This window comes from Rhizobium nepotum 39/7, assembly GCF_000949865.1.
Classification (GTDB): Bacteria; Pseudomonadota; Alphaproteobacteria; order Rhizobiales; family Rhizobiaceae; genus Agrobacterium; species Agrobacterium nepotum.
This window is the reverse complement of record NZ_JWJH01000005.1, coordinates 30,685-51,522: the sequence shown is the minus strand read 5'-3', so window position 1 is coordinate 51,522 and position 20,838 is coordinate 30,685. Positions and strand designations below refer to the sequence as shown.

The 20,838-nt window shown below is 59.3% G+C and carries 20 protein-coding genes and 1 pseudogene; 11 read left to right on the top strand and 10 right to left on the bottom strand.

Annotated elements, in window-relative coordinates:
- Nucleotides 1-38 precede the first annotated feature (38 nt).
- A complete protein-coding gene (locus RS75_RS06185) occupies nt 39-1,187 on the top strand; it encodes a CBS domain-containing protein (RefSeq protein WP_045018445.1) in 1,149 nt (382 codons plus the stop codon).
- A 54-nt stretch (nt 1,188-1,241) separates the two neighbouring features.
- On the opposite strand, the gene RS75_RS06180 is transcribed toward RS75_RS06185, so the two are convergent.
- Together RS75_RS06180 and RS75_RS06175 are read right to left on the bottom strand one after the other, a co-directional pair.
- The gene (locus tag RS75_RS06180; protein WP_045018444.1) at nt 1,242-1,496 is read right to left on the bottom strand and encodes a hypothetical protein; all 255 of its coding nucleotides are present in this window, start codon (nt 1,494-1,496) and stop codon (nt 1,242-1,244) included.
- 39 nt (nt 1,497-1,535) lie between these two features.
- The gene (locus RS75_RS06175; RefSeq protein ID WP_045018443.1) at nt 1,536-2,114 is read right to left on the bottom strand and encodes a single-stranded DNA-binding protein; all 579 of its coding nucleotides are present in this window, start codon (nt 2,112-2,114) and stop codon (nt 1,536-1,538) included.
- Nucleotides 2,115-2,379: 265 nt separating this feature from the next.
- Between RS75_RS06175 and uvrA the strand changes: the two genes are divergently transcribed.
- Nucleotides 2,380-5,301, top strand: coding sequence for an excinuclease ABC subunit UvrA (gene uvrA / locus RS75_RS06170; RefSeq protein WP_045018442.1), 2,922 nt, complete (start codon nt 2,380-2,382; stop codon nt 5,299-5,301).
- Between the two features lie 57 nt (nt 5,302-5,358).
- The gene (locus RS75_RS06165; RefSeq protein WP_045018441.1) at nt 5,359-6,159 is read left to right on the top strand and encodes a DUF72 domain-containing protein; all 801 of its coding nucleotides are present in this window, start codon (nt 5,359-5,361) and stop codon (nt 6,157-6,159) included.
- 6 nt (nt 6,160-6,165) lie between these two features.
- On the opposite strand, the gene dusA is transcribed toward RS75_RS06165, so the two are convergent.
- A complete protein-coding gene (gene dusA / locus RS75_RS06160) occupies nt 6,166-7,176 on the bottom strand; it encodes a tRNA dihydrouridine(20/20a) synthase DusA (RefSeq protein WP_045018439.1) in 1,011 nt (336 codons plus the stop codon).
- A gap of 139 nt (nt 7,177-7,315) precedes the next feature.
- On the opposite strand from dusA, the gene RS75_RS06155 reads away from it, so the two are divergent.
- A complete protein-coding gene (locus tag RS75_RS06155) occupies nt 7,316-8,005 on the top strand; it encodes a fumarylacetoacetate hydrolase family protein (RefSeq protein WP_045018438.1) in 690 nt (229 codons plus the stop codon).
- A gap of 37 nt (nt 8,006-8,042) precedes the next feature.
- Nucleotides 8,043-8,576 (top strand): gamma carbonic anhydrase family protein, encoded by a 534-nt coding sequence (locus tag RS75_RS06150; protein WP_045018436.1) that lies wholly within the window; start codon nt 8,043-8,045, stop codon nt 8,574-8,576.
- A 25-nt stretch (nt 8,577-8,601) separates the two neighbouring features.
- Here RS75_RS06150 and zur read toward each other — a convergent pair whose 3' ends face one another.
- Genes zur through znuC form a run of 3 tightly spaced genes read right to left on the bottom strand, consistent with a single transcriptional unit; the run spans nt 8,602 to nt 10,740 of the window.
- Nucleotides 8,602-9,006, bottom strand: coding sequence for a zinc uptake transcriptional repressor Zur (gene zur / locus RS75_RS06145; protein WP_045018433.1), 405 nt, complete (start codon nt 9,004-9,006; stop codon nt 8,602-8,604).
- The gene (znuB, locus tag RS75_RS06140) at nt 9,003-9,821 is read right to left on the bottom strand and encodes a zinc ABC transporter permease subunit ZnuB (protein WP_045018431.1); all 819 of its coding nucleotides are present in this window, start codon (nt 9,819-9,821) and stop codon (nt 9,003-9,005) included. Before znuB ends, zur begins: the two co-directional genes overlap by 4 nt.
- The gene (gene znuC, locus RS75_RS06135) at nt 9,814-10,740 is read right to left on the bottom strand and encodes a zinc ABC transporter ATP-binding protein ZnuC (protein WP_045018429.1); all 927 of its coding nucleotides are present in this window, start codon (nt 10,738-10,740) and stop codon (nt 9,814-9,816) included. Before znuC ends, znuB begins: the two co-directional genes overlap by 8 nt.
- A gap of 104 nt (nt 10,741-10,844) precedes the next feature.
- On the opposite strand from znuC, the gene znuA reads away from it, so the two are divergent.
- Nucleotides 10,845-11,855, top strand: a complete 1,011-nt coding sequence (znuA, locus tag RS75_RS06130) for a zinc ABC transporter substrate-binding protein ZnuA (protein WP_045018427.1) — start codon at nt 10,845-10,847, stop codon at nt 11,853-11,855.
- Nucleotides 11,856-11,876: 21 nt separating this feature from the next.
- Here znuA and RS75_RS06125 read toward each other — a convergent pair whose 3' ends face one another.
- The gene (locus RS75_RS06125) at nt 11,877-12,929 is read right to left on the bottom strand and encodes a LacI family transcriptional regulator (protein ID WP_045018425.1); all 1,053 of its coding nucleotides are present in this window, start codon (nt 12,927-12,929) and stop codon (nt 11,877-11,879) included.
- Nucleotides 12,930-13,419: 490 nt separating this feature from the next.
- Here RS75_RS06125 and RS75_RS06120 point away from each other — a divergent pair, with 490 nt between their 5' ends.
- The 3 genes from RS75_RS06120 to RS75_RS06110 all read left to right on the top strand — a co-directional run bounded on the left by RS75_RS06120 (nt 13,420) and on the right by RS75_RS06110 (nt 17,547).
- Nucleotides 13,420-15,885: a beta-mannosidase gene (locus RS75_RS06120; RefSeq protein ID WP_045018423.1), complete on the top strand. Its 2,466-nt coding sequence runs from the start codon at nt 13,420-13,422 to the stop codon at nt 15,883-15,885.
- A 125-nt stretch (nt 15,886-16,010) separates the two neighbouring features.
- The gene (mgrA, locus tag RS75_RS06115) at nt 16,011-17,042 is read left to right on the top strand and encodes an L-glyceraldehyde 3-phosphate reductase (protein WP_045018421.1); all 1,032 of its coding nucleotides are present in this window, start codon (nt 16,011-16,013) and stop codon (nt 17,040-17,042) included.
- Nucleotides 17,043-17,220: 178 nt separating this feature from the next.
- Nucleotides 17,221-17,547: an RcnB family protein gene (locus tag RS75_RS06110; protein ID WP_045018418.1), complete on the top strand. Its 327-nt coding sequence runs from the start codon at nt 17,221-17,223 to the stop codon at nt 17,545-17,547.
- Between the two features lie 68 nt (nt 17,548-17,615).
- On the opposite strand, the gene gndA is transcribed toward RS75_RS06110, so the two are convergent.
- Both gndA and ccoS read right to left on the bottom strand, forming a co-directional pair.
- A complete protein-coding gene (gene gndA, locus RS75_RS06105; RefSeq protein ID WP_045018417.1) occupies nt 17,616-19,046 on the bottom strand; it encodes an NADP-dependent phosphogluconate dehydrogenase in 1,431 nt (476 codons plus the stop codon).
- 154 nt (nt 19,047-19,200) lie between these two features.
- Nucleotides 19,201-19,315, bottom strand: a pseudogene (ccoS, locus tag RS75_RS25465) (cbb3-type cytochrome oxidase assembly protein CcoS); the annotation flags it as partial.
- Nucleotides 19,316-19,416: 101 nt separating this feature from the next.
- Here ccoS and RS75_RS06100 point away from each other — a divergent pair.
- Both RS75_RS06100 and RS75_RS06095 read left to right on the top strand, forming a co-directional pair.
- Nucleotides 19,417-19,821: an SRPBCC family protein gene (locus RS75_RS06100; protein ID WP_045018415.1), complete on the top strand. Its 405-nt coding sequence runs from the start codon at nt 19,417-19,419 to the stop codon at nt 19,819-19,821.
- A gap of 11 nt (nt 19,822-19,832) precedes the next feature.
- Nucleotides 19,833-20,189, top strand: a complete 357-nt coding sequence (locus RS75_RS06095) for a VOC family protein (protein ID WP_045018780.1) — start codon at nt 19,833-19,835, stop codon at nt 20,187-20,189.
- 60 nt (nt 20,190-20,249) lie between these two features.
- On the opposite strand, the gene cobU is transcribed toward RS75_RS06095, so the two are convergent.
- Entirely contained in the window at nt 20,250-20,771 is a 522-nt protein-coding gene (cobU, locus tag RS75_RS06090) for a bifunctional adenosylcobinamide kinase/adenosylcobinamide-phosphate guanylyltransferase (protein ID WP_045018412.1), read from the bottom strand.
- Nucleotides 20,772-20,838: the final 67 nt, after the last annotated feature.

Sequence of the window (20,838 nt, the reverse complement as noted above, 5' to 3'; positions counted from 1 at the left end):
AAAGACGCACATCTTTTCCGCATCAGAAAGCTCTCTCCATGCGATCCACGCTGCGCCGCCTCATCCCGGATGCCGCTCCCGTCAGTCACAGGGAAAGGCTGCGCACTGCTGCCGGCGCCTTCGTCGGCATTTTGCTGACCGGTCTCATGGGCAGCCTTGTTTTCCGCTTCGACCCCACCCTGCCCGCCATGATCGCTCCGATGGGCGCATCGGCGGTGCTTTTATTCGCCGTGCCGTCCAGTCCCCTTGCGCAGCCGTGGTCGATCCTGTGCGGCAATCTCGTTTCGGCTTTCGTCGGCGTGACGGTGGCGCTCCTCGTTCCGGATATCTTCCTTGCCAGCGCGCTCGCCATCAGCCTTGCCATCGCCGCCATGATGGCGCTGCGCTGCCTGCATCCGCCAAGCGGCGCGGTGGCGCTGACGGCCGTTCTCGGCGGCCCCGCCGTGCACAGCCTCGGTTATGGTTTTCTCCTCTGGCCCGTCTTCGGGAACTCGCTGATCCTTCTCATCCTGGCGCTCGCCTATAACAATGCCACCGGCCGCGCCTATCCGCATGGCCTGAAGCTGGGAAAGGCGAGCCACGGCACGACGGATCCGACCCCGATCCAGAAAATCGGCTTTTCGTCTGCCGATCTGGACGAGGTGCTGAAGGAATATGACCAGGTTCTGGATATCGACCGCGACGAACTGGAGACCATTTTGCGCAAAACCGAACTGCGATCCTGGCGTCGCCGCGCGCTGCATCTCGATTGCGCCAGCGTCATGTCGCGCGACGTTGTCGGCGTCGCCCCGGATGACAGCCTGCGCCACGCCCATGCGCTGATGCATAACCATCATTTCAAGGCGCTTCCCGTCACCAATGACAGGGCCGAAATCGTCGGCATCGTCACCCAGACGGATTTTCTGGAAAAGGCGAGCTGGAGAAACGGCCGCCCCTCCATCGGTTTCCTGCAGCGGCTGCGCCTTATTTTCTCCGGTGCAAGCGCCCCCAACGATACCGTCAAGGATATCATGACATCGCCGGTCAGAACCGTACGGCCGGAGACGGCGATAGAAGAAGCAATCATCCGCTTTGCGGAGGAAGGGCTGCATTACCTGCCGGTGATCGACGCCAACGGCAAGATGGTGGGTATCCTATCGCAATCCGATGTCATGGTTGCGATGCTGGCGGACAAGGTCGCGGCATAAGCTGCCGCAACCCTGGAATAAAACGCTCTCGGTGCGCTCATTCCAACCCGACGACTATCGTTTGGCTTTCAAAAGGCGCTGCCACAGCGTGCCGCCGAAAAACCGCCCGAGCACGACGAAATAGGCGATGATCAGTGCGAAGGCGAAAAAGGCGGGCATGCCATTCAACTGAAAGCCGTTTGGCGTTTGCCCGCCCGCAACCGATGCGACAAGGAATCCGGCGACGAAAAACGCTGTCCAGAAATCGAGGAAAAATGCCAATATGATGCGCCAGGTGGCGGGCTGTTTGGGTACCGTTTCGTCACTCATGCCCGTCTCCTGTCACTTCACTCGTCATTTCTCATCCGATCAGAACGGGATATCGTCGTCCATATCGTTGGAGAAGCCGCCGGCAGGCTGGCTGCCGCCACGGGAGGAAGAACCGCCACGCGCCGCCGCCGGCTGCTGGTCGTAACCGCCGCCACTGCCATAATCTCCACCGCCGAAGTCTCCGCCGCCGCTGCGGCCACCAGCACCGCCACCGCCGCCTTCGCCACGACCATCGAGCATGGTCAGCGTGGAGTTGAAGCCCTGCAGCACAATTTCGGTGGAGTAACGGTCGTTACCGGTCTGGTCCTGCCACTTGCGTGTCTGCAACTGGCCTTCGATATAGAGCTTGGCGCCCTTCTTCACATATTGCTCGACGACTTTGCACAGGCCTTCGTTGAAAACCACGACGGTGTGCCATTCGGTCTTTTCCTTGCGCTCGCCGCTGTTGCGGTCGCGCCAGGTCTCCGAAGTGGCGATGCGCAGGTTGGCGATCGGACGGCCGTCCTGCGTCCGGCGAATTTCGGGATCGGCGCCAACGTTCCCAATCAGAATTACCTTGTTTACGCTACCAGCCATCTCGTCATCCTGTCCGCCAGTCGTCATGACCGGCAATTGCATTTCAAAAAATTCCGCACACAATACCCATCGCCGCCCATAAAGGGCACCGCAACGGAGAACAATCCACAGCGAATAATCCAGACTTCCGAAGAGCGTATATTCGCACTTGCAATTTGTTCCTTTTTTGTTCTATTAAATCGTGAAATTCGAGTCAAGTGAGCCGAAAAGCCATCGACCGATAGGGAATAAACCTCGACACGTCCGGCTGCGTCACTACATAAGGACGCGCCGCCATCAGGCCTGTTATTTTTGTCCGAGCTTTATCATGAGTGAATTGAAGACGATTTCCATCCGTGGTGCCCGTGAGCATAACCTCAAGGGCATCGATCTGGATCTGCCGCGCAACAAGCTGATCGTCATGACCGGGCTCTCCGGCTCGGGCAAGTCGTCGCTTGCCTTCGACACGATCTATGCCGAGGGCCAGCGTCGCTATGTCGAGAGCCTCTCGGCCTATGCGCGCCAGTTCCTCGAGATGATGCAGAAGCCGGATGTTGACCGTATCGAGGGCCTGTCCCCGGCGATTTCCATCGAGCAGAAAACCACCTCGAAGAACCCGCGTTCCACGGTCGGCACGGTCACGGAAATCTACGACTATATGCGCCTGCTGTTTGCGCGTGTCGGCGTGCCCTATTCGCCGGCCACCGGCCTGCCGATCGAAAGCCAGACGGTTAGCCAGATGGTCGATCGTATTCTCGGTTTCGAAGAAGGTACGCGTCTTTATATTCTGGCGCCGATCGTGCGCGGCCGCAAAGGCGAATATAAAAAGGAACTCGCCGATCTGATGAAGAAGGGCTTCCAGCGCGTCAAGGTGGATGGCCAGTTCTACGAGATCGCTGACGTTCCCGCCCTCGACAAGAAATACAAACACGATATCGACGTGGTGGTGGACCGCGCCGTCGTGCGCGCGGATATGGCAGCACGCCTTGCCGACAGTATCGAGACCTGCCTCAAGCTCGCAGATGGGCTGGCGGTGGCGGAATTTGCAGACAAGCCACTGCCGCCGGAAGAGACCTCGGCTGGCGGCTCCGCCAACAAATCGCTCAACGAAACCCACGAGCGCGTGCTGTTTTCGGAAAAATTCGCCTGCCCGGTCTCCGGCTTCACCATTCCGGAAATCGAGCCACGGCTTTTCTCCTTCAACAATCCCTTTGGCGCCTGCCCCAGCTGCGATGGCCTCGGCTCACAGCAGAAGGTGGATGAAAACCTGATCGTTCCTGAGCCGGCACGCACCCTGCGGGACGGCGCGATCGCCCCCTGGGCCAAATCGTCCTCGCCCTATTACAACCAGACGCTGGAAGCGCTCGGCAAAGCCTTCGATTTCAAGCTGTCGAGCAAATGGACGGATTTGTCGAAAGAGGCGCAGCACGCCATTCTTCAGGGTACCGAAGACAAGATCGAGTTCAACTATCAGGACGGCGCGCGCTCCTACAAGACGGTGAAGAATTTCGAAGGCATCGTTCCCAATCTGGAGCGTCGCTGGAAAGAGACCGACAGTGCCTGGGCGCGCGAGGAAATCGAGCGTTACATGTCGGCGGCCCCCTGCCCGGCCTGCGCCGGTTTTCGTCTGAAGCCGGAAGCGTTGGCGGTCAAGATCAACAAATTGCAGATCGGCGAAGTCACGCAGATGTCGATCCGCATGGCGCGCGACTGGTTCGAAACGCTGCCTGAAAATCTGAACGCCAAGCAGAACGAAATTGCGGTGCGCATCCTCAAGGAAATCCGCGAGCGCCTGCGCTTCCTCAACGATGTCGGTCTGGATTACCTCAGCCTGTCGCGTAATTCCGGCACGCTTTCCGGCGGCGAAAGCCAGCGTATCCGGCTTGCCTCGCAGATCGGCTCGGGCCTCACCGGCGTTCTCTATGTTCTGGACGAGCCGTCGATCGGCCTGCACCAGCGCGACAATGCCCGCCTGCTCGATACGCTGAAGCACCTGCGCGACATCGGCAATACGGTCATCGTCGTAGAACACGACGAGGACGCCATTCTGACGGCGGATTATGTCGTCGATATCGGCCCGGCTGCCGGCATTCATGGCGGTCAGATCATCGCCGAAGGCACGCCACAGGAGGTGATGGCCAATCCGAAGTCGCTGACCGGCAAATATCTCTCCGGCGAACTCGGCGTTGCCGTGCCGGCCGAGCGCCGCAAGCCAAAAAAAGGCCGCGAGATCAAGGTTTTTGGTGCACGCGGCAACAATCTGAAGAATGTAACTGCGGCCGTGCCGCTCGGCGTTTTCACTGCCGTTACCGGTGTTTCGGGCGGCGGAAAATCCACCTTCCTGATCGAGACGCTCTACAAATCGGCGGCACGCCGGGTAATGGGCGCGCGCGAAATCCCGGCCGAACACGACCGCATCGACGGTTTCGAATTCATCGACAAGGTGATCGACATCGACCAGTCGCCGATTGGCCGCACCCCGCGCTCCAACCCCGCCACCTATACTGGCGCGTTCACGCCGATCCGCGACTGGTTCGCCGGTCTGCCGGAGGCAAAGGCGCGCGGTTATGCACCTGGCCGTTTCTCCTTCAACGTCAAGGGCGGCCGCTGCGAAGCTTGCCAGGGCGACGGCGTCATCAAGATCGAGATGCACTTCCTGCCGGATGTCTATGTCACCTGCGACGTCTGCCACGGCAAACGCTACAATCGTGAGACGCTGGATGTGACCTTTAAGAGCAAGTCCATCGCCGACGTGCTGGATATGACTGTCGAGGAAGGCGTTGAATTCTTCGCCGCAGTGCCAGCGGTGCGCGACAAGCTGCAAGCGCTGTTCGATGTCGGCCTCGGTTATATCAAGGTCGGGCAGCAGGCCAATACGCTTTCGGGCGGTGAGGCCCAGCGCGTCAAGCTCGCCAAGGAACTGTCGAAACGCTCTACCGGCCGCACGCTCTACATCCTCGACGAACCGACAACGGGCCTGCATTTCCACGATGTCAACAAGCTTTTGGAAATGCTGCAGGCGCTGGTGGATCAGGGCAACTCCGTCGTGGTGATCGAGCACAATCTCGAAGTCATCAAGACGGCCGACTGGATCATCGATATCGGCCCCGAAGGCGGCACGGGCGGCGGCGAGGTGGTGGCGACCGGCACGCCGGAAGACATCGTCAAGAACGAACGCTCCTATACCGGTCACTTCCTGAAGGAGCTTCTGGAACGCCGGCCGGCTGGGAAACGCGAGGCTGCGGAGTAATCCGCAGCTTTTCCGAGCGAGGATTCGTAAGGCTGAGAGCCGGAGGAGGAACAGCACATGTCGACATCAGGCACGATCCGCACCGGTATCGGCGGCTGGACCTTCGAGCCGTGGGAAGGCACGTTTTATCCGGAAAAACTGCCGAAAAAACGCCAGCTGGAACATGCCAGCCGGCAAATGACGGCAATCGAGGTGAACGGCACCTATTATAGCAGCCAGAAACCCGAGACCTTCGCCAAATGGGCGGCGGATGTGCCTGAGGATTTCGTTTTCTCCCTGAAAGCAAGCCGCTTCGTCACCAACCGCAAGGTTCTGGCCGAGGCGGGTGAATCGATGGCGAAGTTCCTGACACAAGGGCTGACGGAACTCGGACGCCATCTCGGCCCGATCCTGTGGCAGTTCGCGCCGACGAAAAAATTCGACGCGGATGATTTCGGTGCCTTTCTCGCGCTGCTTCCCGAAAAACAGGATGGCATCCGCCTTCGTCACGTCGTCGAAGTGCGAAACCCGACATTTCAGGTGCCGGAATTCATCGATCTACTCACAAAACACAAGGTCGCAGTCGTCTGCGCCGATCATCACGATTATCCGATGCTGCCTGACGTAACTGCCGATTTCGTCTATTGCCGCCTGCAGAAGGGCGAAGACGATATCGAGACCTGCTACCCGAAAGCCGGGATCGATCACTGGGCAAAACGGGTCAAGACCTATGCGGCGGGCGGCGTACCGGACGATCTGCCGTTGATCGCGCCCGACAGGCAGGCCGAAAAGACCCCGCGTGACGTCTTCGCCTTCTTCATCACCGGCGGCAAGATCAATGCGCCCAACGGCGCGCGGGCATTGCAAAAAGCGGTCTGATCCCTCTCAGCCTGCCATTTCTTTCGTCGGATTGAAATCGATGGCGGTGAACGCCGCCTCGATCACCTCTGGTCCGGCGCCTGGCCGGGTGGCGTCGCTGGATAGAACCTGCCGGAAACGACGCGCACCGGGCATGCCCTGAAACAGGCCGACCATATGGCGGGTAACGTGGTTGAGACGCCCGCCCGCAGCGATATAGTCGGCGGCATAGGCCATCATCGCGTCACGCAGCCAGATCCAGTCGGGCTGCCGGGCCTCTTCACCATAGATACGATGGTCGACCTCGGCGAGGATGGACGTGTTGTGATAGGCCGCACGGCCGAGCATCACGCCATCAATATGTTTGAGGTGCTCGCTCGCCTGATCGAGATCGGCGATACCGCCATTGATGCCGATGAAGACGTCAGGATTTTCCCGTTTCATACGATAGACGAGATCATAATCGAGCGGCGGAACCTCCCGGTTTTCCTTGGGCGAAAGCCCCTGCAGCCAGGCCTTGCGCGCATGCACCCAGACAGCGTCCGCACCAGCGGCGACGACCCGCGCCAGAAATTCCGGCAACACGGCCTCCGGCTCCTGATCGTCAACCCCGATGCGGCATTTCACCGTGACCGGCACGCTCGCAACAGCCTTCATCGCCGTCACGCATTGCGCCACGATCTCCGGTTCCCGCATCAGGCAGGCGCCAAAAGTGCCGGATTGCACCCGGTCCGAAGGGCAGCCGACATTGAGATTGATCTCGTCATAACCGTAATCGCCGGCAATCCGCACCGCCTCGGCAAGCTTTGCCGGATCCGATCCACCGAGTTGCAGCGCCACCGGATGTTCCTGGGTGTGATAGCTGAGCAGCCTGTCGCGCTGGCCATGGATGATGGCGTCGGCGACGATCATTTCGGTATAAAGCAGCGCGCGCTTCGACAATTGCCGGTGCAGAAATCTGCACCTCGTGTCGGTCCAATCGATCATGGGGGCCACGGCGAAAATTTTCTCGCCGTTTGCAAGCGCTTCTCTATACATGAATTAACCTCTTTGCGCGGGCTTCTACAGCAAAGGACCGCAAAAAGCCAGTTTTGCGATCGCAGCCATTTTGAACTGGAAATCGCCCCGGAATCGCGGGACAAGACTTGCAGCTCTAAAAAAGACGACAGGAAATCCCATGGCCGCCACCGTCATTCCCGCCCCGAAACCCGTTCTTCTGCCCGTGGAAGGCACGGATGCGATGTTCCCCGTGCGGCGGGTCTATTGCGTCGGCCGCAATTATGCCGATCACGCCATCGAGATGGGCCACGATCCCTCGCGGGAACCGCCGTTTTATTTCCAGAAGAACGCGGACAATCTGCTGCCCGCAGGTCACGACTTCCCCTACCCGCCGCTGTCGTCGAACGTGCATTACGAAGTCGAATGTGTCGTGGTTCTCCAAAGCGGCGGTGCGGATATTCCGGCAAGTGAAGCGCTGAACCATGTCTGGGGTTACGCCGTCGGCATCGACATGACGCGCCGCGACCTTCAGGACGGTCTGAAGAAGATGGGCCGTTCCTGGGAGGGCGCGAAAGCATTCGAATATTCCGCGCCGGTTTCCGCCATCATTCCCGCAGACAAGATCGGCCACCCTGCCGCCGGAGCGATCTGGCTCGATGTCAATGGCGAGCGCAAGCAGACCGGCGATCTCGCCCAGATGATCTGGAAGGTGCCGGAAGTGATTGCCGAACTTTCGAAACTCTTCACGCTCGCCGCAGGCGACGTCATCATGACCGGCACGCCGGCGGGCGTCGGCCCCATCCTGCGCGGTGACCGGATCGAATGCGGCGTCGAGGGTGTCGGCACCTTGTCCGTCACGGTCGCCTGACCGCGATCAGCGAAAATCCAGAGGGAGGAAAACCGCCATGCCGCTTTATCGCCTTGCCGACCGGGTGCCGCAAACCCCTGCGCCGGGTCGCTACTGGGTGGCGCCCGATGCCAATGTCATCGGCTCGGTGACGCTCAGTGAGGATGTCGGCATCTGGTTTGGCGCGACGCTGCGCGGCGATAATGAACCGATCAGCGTCGGGCGTGGTACCAACATTCAGGAAGGCGCGATGGTGCATAGCGATCCCGGTTTTGCCGCTGTCATCGGTGAAATGTGCACCATCGGCCACCACGCCATCGTGCATGGCTGCACCATCGGCGACAATTCGCTGGTCGGTATGGGCGCAACGATCCTGAATGGCGCGAAGATCGGCCGCAACTGCCTTGTCGGCGCCAATGCGCTGGTGACGGAAGGCAAGGAGTTTCCAGACAATTCCCTGATCGTCGGATCACCTGCACGAGCCATCAGAACACTGGATGATGAGGCCGTCGCCGGCCTTCGCCGCTCGGCGGAAAAATACATCGAGAACTGGAAGCGTTTTTCAAAGGATCTGGCGATCATCGAAGGATGACGCCGGCCCTCTAAAAAGGGGGTGCCTATGCCGCGCAGGCGGCGCAGAGACCGCGAATCTCGATGGTGGTCTTTTCCGCCTTGAACTTGCTGTCCTTGACCCAGCGCTCAAGGCGGTGGTCGATCTCGTGATCGTGGAACTCGTTCACCTGCCCGCAGGATTCGCAAATGGCAAAGGCCACCGTTCCGTGGTGATGCGAGCAGCATTCAGCCTGCGTATGGGTGCAGGCAACGAAGGCGTTGAGGCTCTCAAGCCGGTGCACGAGGCCGTATTCCACCAGCTTTTCCAGCGCCCGGTAGACTTGCAGCGGTGCGCGAAAACCGTCATCGCGCAGCTTGTCGAGGATCACATAGGCGCTGAGCGGCGCATGCGCATTCGACAGGGCATTCATGACCAGCGACTGGTTTTTGGTAAGGTTCTGCGCATTCATGACTTGCCTCCTTCATCCGCGGAGCGGGAAAAACCCGGCGCCGGCAACAGGCTTATAACGAACAGGATCACGGCGGCAACCACGATGGACGGGCCGGACGGCGTATCGTAGGTCAGCGAGCCGAACAGGCCACCGACGACGGCAACCGCGCCAATCAGCGACGCGACCACCGCCATCACCTCGGGCGTGGCGGAAAACCGTCTGGCGGTCGCAGCCGGTATGATGAGCAGCGAGGTGATCAGCATGATGCCGACCACTTTCATGGCAATGGCGATCACCAGCGCCATCAACAGCGTGAAGATGAGTTTGGAACGTTCCGGGTTCAGCCCCTCCGCCTCGGCCAGCTCGGTATTGACGGTGGAGGCGAGCAGAGACCGCCACAGGAACACCATGGAGACCAGCACCACCAGCCCCCCGCCCCAGATCAGCGCGATATCGCTGCGGGTGACGGCCAGAATATCGCCGAACAGGAACGATACGAGGTCGATGCGCACCCAGCTCATGAAGGCGACGATGACGAGACCGATCGCCAGCGCCGAATGGGAGAGTATGCCGAGAAGCGCATCGGCGGAAAGCGCCTGCCGCCGTTGCAGAAAAATCAACAGGATCGAAACGGCGGACGCCACCAGAAAGACGCTCACGATGAGATTGATCTGCAAAAGCAGCGACAGGGCAACGCCGAGCAGCGCCGAATGGGCCATCGTATCGCCGAAATAGGCCATGCGCCGCCAGACGACAAAACAGCCGAGCGGCCCGGCGGTGAGCGCGACGCCGATGCCGGCGACCATGGCGCGGACGAAGAAATCGTCAAACATGCCGCTCTCCCTGCCCGTGGTTGGAGGTGGCATGGCCGTCATGCTCATGGCCGCAACCGCATTCGCCATGGTCGTCATGATGATCATCGTGAGGATGCTCATGGTCATGCGCGTGATGATGACCGTCATCGGGGTGACAATGTTCGGTCACCGAACCGTCCGCGTGCTGCACCCGGCCATCGGGCAGATGGGTGTGGTCGTGATGGTGGCTGTAAACGGCAAGGCCCTTGGCCGCAGCGCCACCGAAAAGCCGCATATATTCCGGGCTCTGGCTTACCGCCTGCGGCGTTCCCCGGCAGCAGACATGGCCGTTCAGGCATATCACGGTATCGGTTTCCGCCATTACCACATGCAGGTCATGCGAGATTAACAGAATTCCGCAATTATTTGAATTCCTGATATTTTTTATCAAATCATAAAGCGCGATCTCACCGGAAAAATCAACGCCCTGCACGGGCTCATCAAGCACCAGCAGGTCCGGCTTGCGGGCAATGGCGCGGGCAAGAAGCGCACGCTGGAACTCTCCGCCGGAAAGATGCTGGACCTCCGCACCGGCCAGATGCGCGATGCCCGTGGCATTCAGCGCCGCGTCGATTTCGCGCGCCGGCAATGGTCCGGTCAGCGTCATCAGCCGGCGTACCGAAAGCGGCATGGTCCAGTCGACGGAAAGCTTCTGCGGCACATAACCGACCCTCAGACCGGCAATGCGCGACACCTCGCCTTCATTCGGTTTCAAGACGCCGATCGCCATTTTCGCACTGGTGGATTTGCCCGAACCGTTCGGCCCGATCAGCGTGACGATCTCGCCTTTGCTGACGGAAAACTCCACGCCGCGCACCAGCCAGCGGTCGTTGCGCCGCGCGCCGGCATTGGAAAGGGAGACCAGTATCTCGTTGCCCTTGTGGGCGGAATGAAGCATGGGATTGTCCGATCGGCGATGTTGCTTACCGCTATCGCATACGTTATAGAGTTACGCAATAAATGTAATAACATAACCATACTTCTTCAAGTGGAGTGCATTTCATGCGATCGTTCGTGATCCCGCTCATGGCATCGGCAGCAATAGCGGCAGCCGCCTCCGGCGCCACGGCCGCGCCCAATGTCGTGGTCTCGATCAAGCCTGTCCATTCCCTTGTCGCAGCGATCATGCGCGGCGTTGGCGAACCGAAACTCATCGTCGATGGCGCGGCCTCCCCGCATACCTATAATCTCAGGCCCTCCAATGCGCGCACGCTGGAAAAGGCCGACCTGGTCTTCTGGGTCGGACCGGGGCTGGAAGCTTTCCTGCAAACGCCGCTGGAGGCGCTTGCCAGCAAGGCAACGGTTGTGGAACTGGAAGATGCCAAGGGGCTGGAGAAGCTTCCTTTCCGCGAAGGCGGTCCTTTCGAGAAGCATGACGATGATAAGGAAGGCCATGGAGAGCATGCCGGCCACACGGATGACGCATCTGGTCATGGACACGACCAGGGGCACGATCATGGCGAGGACCACAAAAACGATGGCGGCGACCATGAACATGGTGCATACGACACCCACCTCTGGCTCGATCCGGCCAATGCCAAGGCCATGGCCCAGGAGATCGAAACCGCATTGATTGCGGCCGACGCCGGCAATGCCGCAACCTACCAGGCCAATACGAAGAAACTGATCGACGATATCGATGCGCTCGACGCGGAGCTGGCGGAAACGGTGAGGCCGGTAAAGGACAAACCCTTCATCGTCTTCCACGACGCCTATCAATATTTCGAGCACCGCTATGGCGTGAAGACGGCGGGATCGATCACTGTCAGTCCCGAAACCCTGCCCGGTGCTGATCGCGTCAGCCAGATACAGGAAAAGGTTCGCCAGCTGGGCGCGACCTGCGTTTTTGCCGAACCGCAATTCGAGCCAAAACTGGTCTCGGTCATCACCGAAGGCACGGCGGCGAAATCGGCGACGCTCGATCCCGAGGCGGCAACGCTTGAACCCGGCCCCGATCTTTATTTCCAGCTGATGCGCGGCATTGCCGGTTCGCTGAAGAATTGCCTCTCCTGATCGGGAAAGGCGATGCTTCTCTCACGGTTTCGGCGCCATCGAGGACCAGACCGGGTTGCTGATGCTTTGCAGCGTTTCCGGCGGCGCGCCATTGATGCGCGCCAAAAGGGCCCTGGCAAGCTCCCTGCCCGCAAGCTTGATATCTTCGTTGACGGTGTGGATTTGCGGCTGAATCCAGTTCAGGAACTCCGCGGATTGTTTTGAAACGACGTCGATATCCTCGCCGATCCTCACACCCGCGGCCTCGAAACCTGCGACAAGCGCAATCGTGCTGCTGCCGCTGATCGAGACCACTCCATCGGGACGATCGCTCGACTGCATCAATCGCTGGCCAAAATCGCGTATCCTGTCGAGTGGCGTCTCGATGGTGACGGCATCCAGCGGGAATTCCGCAACGCCGAAATCCCTGATCCCCCGGTTGAATCCCCTGCGGGCATGGTCATGGAACGAAAACCGCGATGGCGGCACGATGACGGCGATCCTCTTTCGCCCGCGCTGAGCCAGCCGCGCGACGGCCTCATAGGCGTAAGCCTCGTTGTCGAAATCATGATAGGCATGTTCGATACCCATATCCGAGCGCCCATGGGTAACGAAGGGCATGTTGCGCTCAGTCATGAAGCGGACACGCGGATCGTTCGGCTCGATCTTGGAGATGATGATGCCGTCCGCCGAGCCGGTCTCGAGAATGTAGCGGATCGGCACCATGGAATCCTTGGCATGGGTGTGAGGGGTGACGACCAGGTGATATTGCGTCGCAGACAGGACCTCGGTGATGCCGAACACCATCTGGCTGGTGAAGCCCATCAGTTCCTCATCGACACTCAGCACCAGCGCGATCACATTGGTCTTGCCGGTGCGAAGGCGCACCCCGGCGCGGTTCGGCTGGTAGCCGATCTGCCGGGCGATAAGCCGCACGCGTTCCTTGGTTTCCGCGCCGATGTCAGGCGCATCCTTCAGCGCGCGCGACACGGTGGTGATGCCAAGTCCCGTCATATAGGCGATAGTCTTCAGGGTGGGACGTGCGCCCGTCGTTGCGGGTACTTCGCCCCCGCCGGATTTACCAGTATCGTTCATGTCATTTCGCCACGCTTTACCGAACGATAATCATAGATAGCTTTTTACTCTCTTGCAAAGGCGAACGTCGCCGTCAGCCGCAGGGATCAATCCGGTTGCGGGAGATTTTCGCTATAACGATATAGGTCGGGAAAAATATCCCCTGCGATTGGACCCTGTACCCAGATCAGGCGACGTATGAAAAACTCGCTTCAGGCGCATATAATTGAGATTAAAAAACAACAATATATAATTGATATTTATCAAAAAATTTTAGAATAATTCAGGTCTGTCAATCTCATGTTTTCTGGATCGCACCGACCGGCATTTTTTGCGCTGGAAGTTTCATCCCGAAGGCATGACGAAATGGAAGTTTTACGGTAACGTTGCCGGAGGGAGAGATAACACAGCCGAACGAACCGGGCCGCAGCCGGTTTGCGGCCATCCGTCTTCCCCAGATTCTGACACAAGCCCGCATCATAATGCAGGCTCATCCACTTTGAATTCGTATATGCAGGGTCCGATCATGATTTCTTCCTCCTCGCCCGAAACCGTCATCGATCTGGCCGGGCTCTGGCGCCTGACATCGGCTGAAGGAGACCATGCTACCGAGCTTCCTGTGCCGGGCGATATTCATAGCGCTCTCAAAAATGCGGGCATCATCCCTGACCCCTATCACGGCGCCAATGAAAATGCGGTGCAATGGGTTGCACAGCGGGACTGGATCATCGAGCGGACTTTCGTTCTCGATGACGCCGATGCCAGCTGGTATCTCGATATCGATTACCTCGATACCGTCGCCATCGTCTTCGTCAACGACGTGCCGGTCCTGAGCTCCGACAATTGCTTCCGCCGTTACCGTCCCGATGTCTCGCGCGCCCTGCGGCCCGGTGAAAACACCATTCGCATCCATTTCCATTCCAATGTTGCCGCCGGTGCGGAACGTCAGGCGCGGCAGCCTTTCTATATCCCCTACCATGAAGGCAACTCGCCGATTGCCAACGGCAACATGCTGCGCAAGCCGCAATGCCATTTCGGCTGGGACTGGAACATCGCGATTGCACCGCTCGGCCTCTACGGCAAAATCCTGCTGAGGCGCCTCGATACGGCCCGCATCGAACATGTCGTCACCTCTCAGCACCATATCGAGGGTGGGGTCGAGCTGCATGTGGCCGTCACGCTGTTTGCCGAAGGCCCGGCGAGCCTGCCGGTCTATCTGTCTCTCAACGATGAAAGGCTGCGGCTGGATTGCGGCGTCGGTGCGGGCGAGACGGTGGTGCGCCACATCTTCTTCGTGGAAAACCCCGCGCTCTGGTGGCCGGCGGGCAGCGGCGAACAGACACTCTACACGCTGACGGTCGAACTGCCGGATGAAACCGTCACCCGTAAGATCGGCTTCAGGACCATCGAGCTTCTGACCGACAAGGATGAGGCGGGCAGCCGCTTTGCCTTTCGTATCAACGGCCGGGAAATCTTCTGCCGTGGCGCCAACTGGATTCCATCAGATGCGCTTTATTCGCTGACCAGCCGCGAAAAAACCGAAGACCTCCTGTGCTCGGCGGTCGAGGCCAACATGAACATGATCCGGGTCTGGGGCGGCGGGTTTTACGAGGAGGACTGGTTCTACGATCTCTGCGACCGTCTCGGCCTTCTGGTCTGGCAGGATTTCATGTTCGCCTGCAACCTGTACCCCTGCAGCGAGGACTTTCTGGACAATATCGAACACGAGGTCGATTACCAGGTAAAACGCCTGTCTTCGCACCCGTCGATCGCGCTCTGGTGCGGCGATAACGAACTGGTGGGCGCGCTCACCTGGTTTGACGAGTCCCGCAACAACCGCGACCGCTATCTCGTGGCTTACGACCGCCTGAACCGCACCATCGAAAAGGCCCTGAAAAAAGCTGCTCCCGAAGCGCTCTGGTGGCCTTCCAGCCCGGCTTCAGGCTATCTCGATTATGGCGACGCCTGGCATGCGGACGGTTCCGGCGATATGCATTACTGGTCCGTCTGGCATGAAAACAAATCGTTCGATAATTACCGTTCGGTGAAGCCCCGCTTCTGTTCCGAATTCGGTTTCCAGTCCTATACATCCATGCCGGTCATCCGCACCTATGCGGAAGAGAAAGACATGAACATCGCCTCCCCGGTAATCGAGCTGCATCAGAAGAATGTCGGCGGCAACGAGCGGATCGCCGGCACCATGTTCCGCTATTTCCGCTTTCCGAAGGATTTCGCCAATTTCGTCTATCTGAGCCAGGTTCAGCAGGCGCTGGCCATCCGCACCGCTGTCGACCACTGGCGCTCGCTGAAACCCCATTGCATGGGCACGCTCTATTGGCAGCTCAACGACACCTGGCCGGTCGCCTCCTGGTCGAGCCTCGATTACGGCGGCGGCTGGAAGGCGTTGCATTATGCCGCGCGCCGCTTCTTCCAGCCGGTCGCGGTCTCGGCCATTCCCTCGGACGATGGACGCCGGGTAAGCTTCTCCATGGTCAACGACACGGCGGAGGATGTCGAAATCGACATGAATATCGTTGCGCTGACCATGGACGGCAATCGCGTGCCGCTGAAGTCCGCCAATGGTACATGCGCGACGGACAAGGCGGCGATACTGACCGAAATCGACATGGACAGCCTGCCCGAAGGCGCCATCCTTGCGTGGAGCTTCATTGCCTCCAACGGCATGACGGGCGAAGGCCATCACGTGCGCGATACCTACAAGGCGCTGGAGCTTCAGCCGGCCGGACTGACGTTCTCCGTCAAGACGTTGAAAAACGGCCAGTTCGAAATCGATGTCACCGCCGCCGGTCTCGCCCTTTTCGTCATGCTCGAGACCGATCAACCGGGACGTTATTCCGACAATCTGTTCGATCTTGCCGCCGGCGAAACGCGCCGCATCATTTTCACGCCGAAGACAGGCAGCGGACAGCCGCAGTTCCGCGTCTTCGATCTTCATACCTGCCAATCCTCGCATTGAAACCATGCGGCGAAAGGCTTAACCATCCCGTTTGGGAAAGGTGGGCGGCTTGACGCCTGCCCTCATCGGCTCAAAGGGTTGCGGGGTTCCCCGGCAACCATTCATCAGCAAGTGGAGGAAGACCCATGGTTTGGCAACCGGCCGAAAACCGATACACATCCATGAAATACAATCATTGCGGCAAGACCGGTCTGAAACTGCCGGCGATTTCGCTCGGACTCTGGCACAATTTCGGCAACGACACGCCGCACCAGACCAAACAGGCCATTTGCCGCCGGGCATTCGATCTCGGCATTACCCATTTCGATCTCGCCAATAATTACGGCCCGCCGCCCGGCAGCGCCGAAACCGCCTTCGGCGAAATTCTGAAGACGGATTTTGCCGGTTATCGCGACGAAATGATCATTTCGTCCAAGGCAGGTTACAACATGTGGCCCGGCCCCTATGGCGAGTGGGGCAGCCGCAAATATCTGATCTCCTCCTGCGACCAGAGCCTGAAGCGCATGGGGCTGGATTACGTCGATATCTTCTACTCCCACCGCTTCGACCCCAACACGCCGCTTGAGGAAACCTGCGGCGCGCTGGACCAGATCGTGCGTTCGGGCAAGGCGCTTTATGTCGGCATCTCGTCCTACAATTCGAAACGCACCCGCGAGGCCGCCGCGATCCTGAAGGATCTCGGCACGCCCTGCATCATCCACCAGCCAAGCTATTCGATGATCAACCGCTGGATCGAGGAAGATGGTCTGGTCGATACGCTGGAAGATCTGGGCATCGGCTCTATCGTCTTTTCACCGCTGGCGCAGGGCATGCTCACGACGAAATATCTGGGCGGCGTGCCGGACGGCAGCCGCGCATCGCAGAGCAAGTCGCTCAACCCGGCCTTCCTCAACGAGCGCAATGTCGAAAACATCCGTGCGCTCAACCGGATTGCCGAGCGGCGTGGCCAGACGCTGGCGCAGATGGCGATCGCCTGGGTGCTTCGCGGCGGCCGCATCACCTCGGCGCTCATCGGCGCAAGCCGTGTCGAACAGGTCGAAGATTGCGTGAAGGCGCTCGACAACCCCGATTTCTCCGCAGAGGAGCTTTCGGAAATCGATCGTTACGCCAGGGATGCGGACATCAACCTCTGGGCAAAATCCGCCGAACGCGTCTGATGCAAAAACGACCGCCCGGTTATTCCGGGCGGTCTGACGGTCTCGGAAAACTCAAAACGAAAGATTAACTTCCGCTCCTAACCATTAACAACCATTACATAAATGTAATTTTAAATTCAGTTTCCGTTCATTCGTTTATTCGTAAGTTCTCCTCATCGAAACACGAGAGGAAACATTCATGAAAAAGTTCATCACCGTTCTTCTGGCCGCCACCGTTCTCGCCGCTCCGATGGCCCAGGCGCAAAGCCGTCACGACGATCGCCATCGCGGCGCTACCATCGAGCGCCATATCACCACCAAAAAGGTCATCGTCAAGAAGCACCGCTGGGATCGCGGTCAGCGCCTGTCTGCCGGCGAACGCCGTCATTCCGTTGATCGCCGCGACTATCGCCGTTACCGTCTTGCCGAGCCGCGTCGTGACCAGCGCTGGGTGCGCGTCGACAACCAGTTCCTGCTCATCAACGCCGTTACCGGCTTGATCGTCGGCCTCTCTGCCGCACGTTAAAAAAATCAACGGATGAAATGAAAAAGGCCCGCGCAAGCGGGCCTTTTGTCGTTTGCCGTTTCAGCCGATCAGAAAATATCGGCGCCGCTGCCCCATGGGCCGTGCGGCTTGTCGACGCCGTCGGTGCGTTCGAAACCATGCGCGCCGAAGAAGTCGCGCTGCGCCTGGATAAGGTTGGCGCTGCCGCGGGCACGGCGATAGGCATCGAAGTAGCCGAGTGCGGAGGCGAGCGCCGAAACCGGCAGACCCGACAGAACCGCGTAGGAAACAACACGGCGCAGGGCTGCGTCGGTGTCCTTGACGATGCCGGAGAAGGCAGGCGTCACGATGAGGTTGGCCACATGCGGATCCTTGGTGAAGGCCGATGTGATCTCATCGAGGAATTCCGAGCGGATGATGCAGCCGGCGCGCCAGATGCGGGCGATGGTCGGCATCGGCAGGTTCCAGTTGAACTCCTTCGATGCAGCCGACATGACGGCAAAGCCCTGCGCATAGGCGCCAACCTTGGCGGCCAGAAGCGCGCTTTCCAGGTCGGCGATGAAGGCCTTTTTGTCCGATGGCGTGGACGCAACGGCCGGCAGACCGAAAATCTTCTCGGCAGCTTCGCGCTCGTCCTTCTGCGACGACAGGATGCGGGCGGCAACGGCCGCCTCGATGGCGGTTGCGGCGACGCCCATATTCTGCGCCTCGATAACCGACCACTTGCCGGTACCCTTCTGGCCAGCCTTGTCGAGGATCAGATCGACCATCGGCTTGCCGGTGATCGGGTCGGCGGCGCGCAGAACCTTCTCGGTGATTTCGATCAGGTAGGAGTTCAGGCGGCCCTTGTTCCATTCGGCGAACACGTCGGCGATTTCGACTGCGCTCATCTTCAGGCCGTCACGCAGAATGCCGTAGATTTCGGCGATCATCTGCATGTCGGCATATTCGATGCCGTTATGGATGGTCTTGACGAAATGGCCAGCGCCGTCATTGCCGAGCCATGCCACGCACGGATCGTCATTATATTTGGCGGAAATGGAGGTCAGCACCTTTTCGACGCGCTTCCAGCTATCTTCGGTGCCGCCGACCATGATCGACGGGCCGTGACGCGCACCTTCTTCACCGCCGGATACACCCATGCCGATGAAGGTCAGGCCGCTATCCTTCAGATTGTCGAAACGGCGGATCGTATCGCGGAAATTCGCATTGCCGGCGTCGATCATGATGTCGCCGTTCGCCAGATGCGGCTTCAGGATTTCCATCTGCTGGTCAACGGGATCGCCGGCCTTGATCATGATGATGATCGGGCGCGGAGGGCGAATGGCGGCGACGAATTCTTCGATGGTTTCGCAAGGGATCAACTGTCCCTGCAACTCACCGGCTTCCGCATAGAATTTCTTCGTCGCCTCAGGGGTTCGGTTGAATACGGCAATCTTGTTGCCCTTTTCCGCGATGTTCAACGCCAGGTTCGAGCCCATGACGCCGAGACCGATCAAACCGATTTCTGCCTGTTCCACGGATGTGCCTCCATCTTGCTTTTTGGTGGTCGTGTTGTGGCACTGTAATCCGCAAACGGCAAGGCTAGGGGCGACTGAAACGATTAAATTTTGATGACGCAAGTCAGCTTTGCATATTTGCAGCAGGTCGAAGCAAGTTCGAAACGGAGGCTCTTCATGACGGTCGCGGCCGGTCGTCGCCATCATCCAGCGCCCGCGCCTGCCAGGCCGCACCGTCCATATCCTCATATTGCCCTGATCGACCATAGGAAGGCGAAAAACCCGAGCGCATGCGGGCTTTCTCCCATCTCGCCGGTGAGATATCCTTGACTTGCATCAAGCGATGACAAAGTGGCGCAGCCGGAGGCCTGCACCGCAAAGGGAGGATGAAATGCCTGTCATGCAATCGAGAATCATTCATCGGTCGGTCGAAAAACCATGGAGCCATGTCTATGATTTCATCTCCGATCCGCAAAACATGCCGCACTGGGCAGCCGGTCTTGCGGGCGGCCTCAAGCCCGACGGCGAGGACTGGATCGCCGATGGCGGCCCGCTGGGCGAAGTGCGCGTCAATTTCGCGCCGGTAAACGAATTTGGCGTCGTAGACCATGTCGTCACATTGCCGGATGGCCGGAAGGTCTATAACGCGTTGCGGGTAACACCGAATGGCAGCGGCGCCGAAATCAGCTTCACGCTGCTTCGCCTTCAGGACATGACGGATGAGGATTTCGAACAGGACGCCCGGGCGATCACGGCTGATCTAGAAACACTGAAGTCTCTGCTCGAAACGGATTGAAGGATGAAACGATGACCACGAACACGAATGACAGACGGATCGACTATGTCGAATTCAACGTTGCCGACATCGAGCGCAGCAAGGAATTTTACGGCGGCGCTTTCGGCTGGTCTTTCAAAGATTACGGTCCGCAATATTGCGAGTTTTCCGATGGTCGGCTGACCGGCGGTTTCACCACCACCGCGCCTGTCTCTGCCAAGGGCGGACCGCTCGTCATTCTTTACGCCGCCAATATCGAGGATATGCAGCGCCGTATCGAGGCAGCCGGCGGGCAAATCAGCGTCGCACTTTTTACGTTTCCCGGCGGACAGCGATTCCATTTTACCGATCCTGATGGATACGAGCTGGCCGTCTGGTCTGATCGATAGAAAAGGGCCGCATCACGAGCAAGGCGAGAAAGGTCCATCCCATTTCCAGGGGCGGATACCTCAGCCCTTCATCTTCAGGGGCAATCCAGCGGCGACGAAATAGACCTCACCGGCAAGGGCGGCGACACGTTGATGCAGCCTGCCGGCATGGTCGCGAAATTCCCGCGCCATGCGGTTTTCCGGCACGATACCGAGGCCGACCTCGTTGGAGACGAGAATCAACTTGGACTTCGTGGAAGCGATCGCCGCTTCGAGCGCGGCAAACGCCGTCTCCATATCGGCATTTTCCATCATCAGATTGGTGAGCCACAATGTCAGGCAGTCAATGAGGATGACGTTCTCCGGATCATCGAGCCGATCCAGAACGGCGACGACATCGACCGGCGCTTCGTGCGTCGTCCATTCCTCGCCGCGGCGTGCCTGATGATGGTCGATGCGATCGCGCATCTCGTCATCCCATGCCCGGCCGGTGGCCAGATAATGCAGGCGCCCGCCGGCATTGCCCGCAAGTTCCTCGGCAAAACGGGACTTGCCGGAGCGCGCGCCGCCTAGAATGAAAACGGAGCGATTTTTATCTGCCATGGAGAACCTGAAAGAAAAGGATAAAACGGACCGGCATCATTGCGGTGTCGCAAGCCAGAGACAGGCG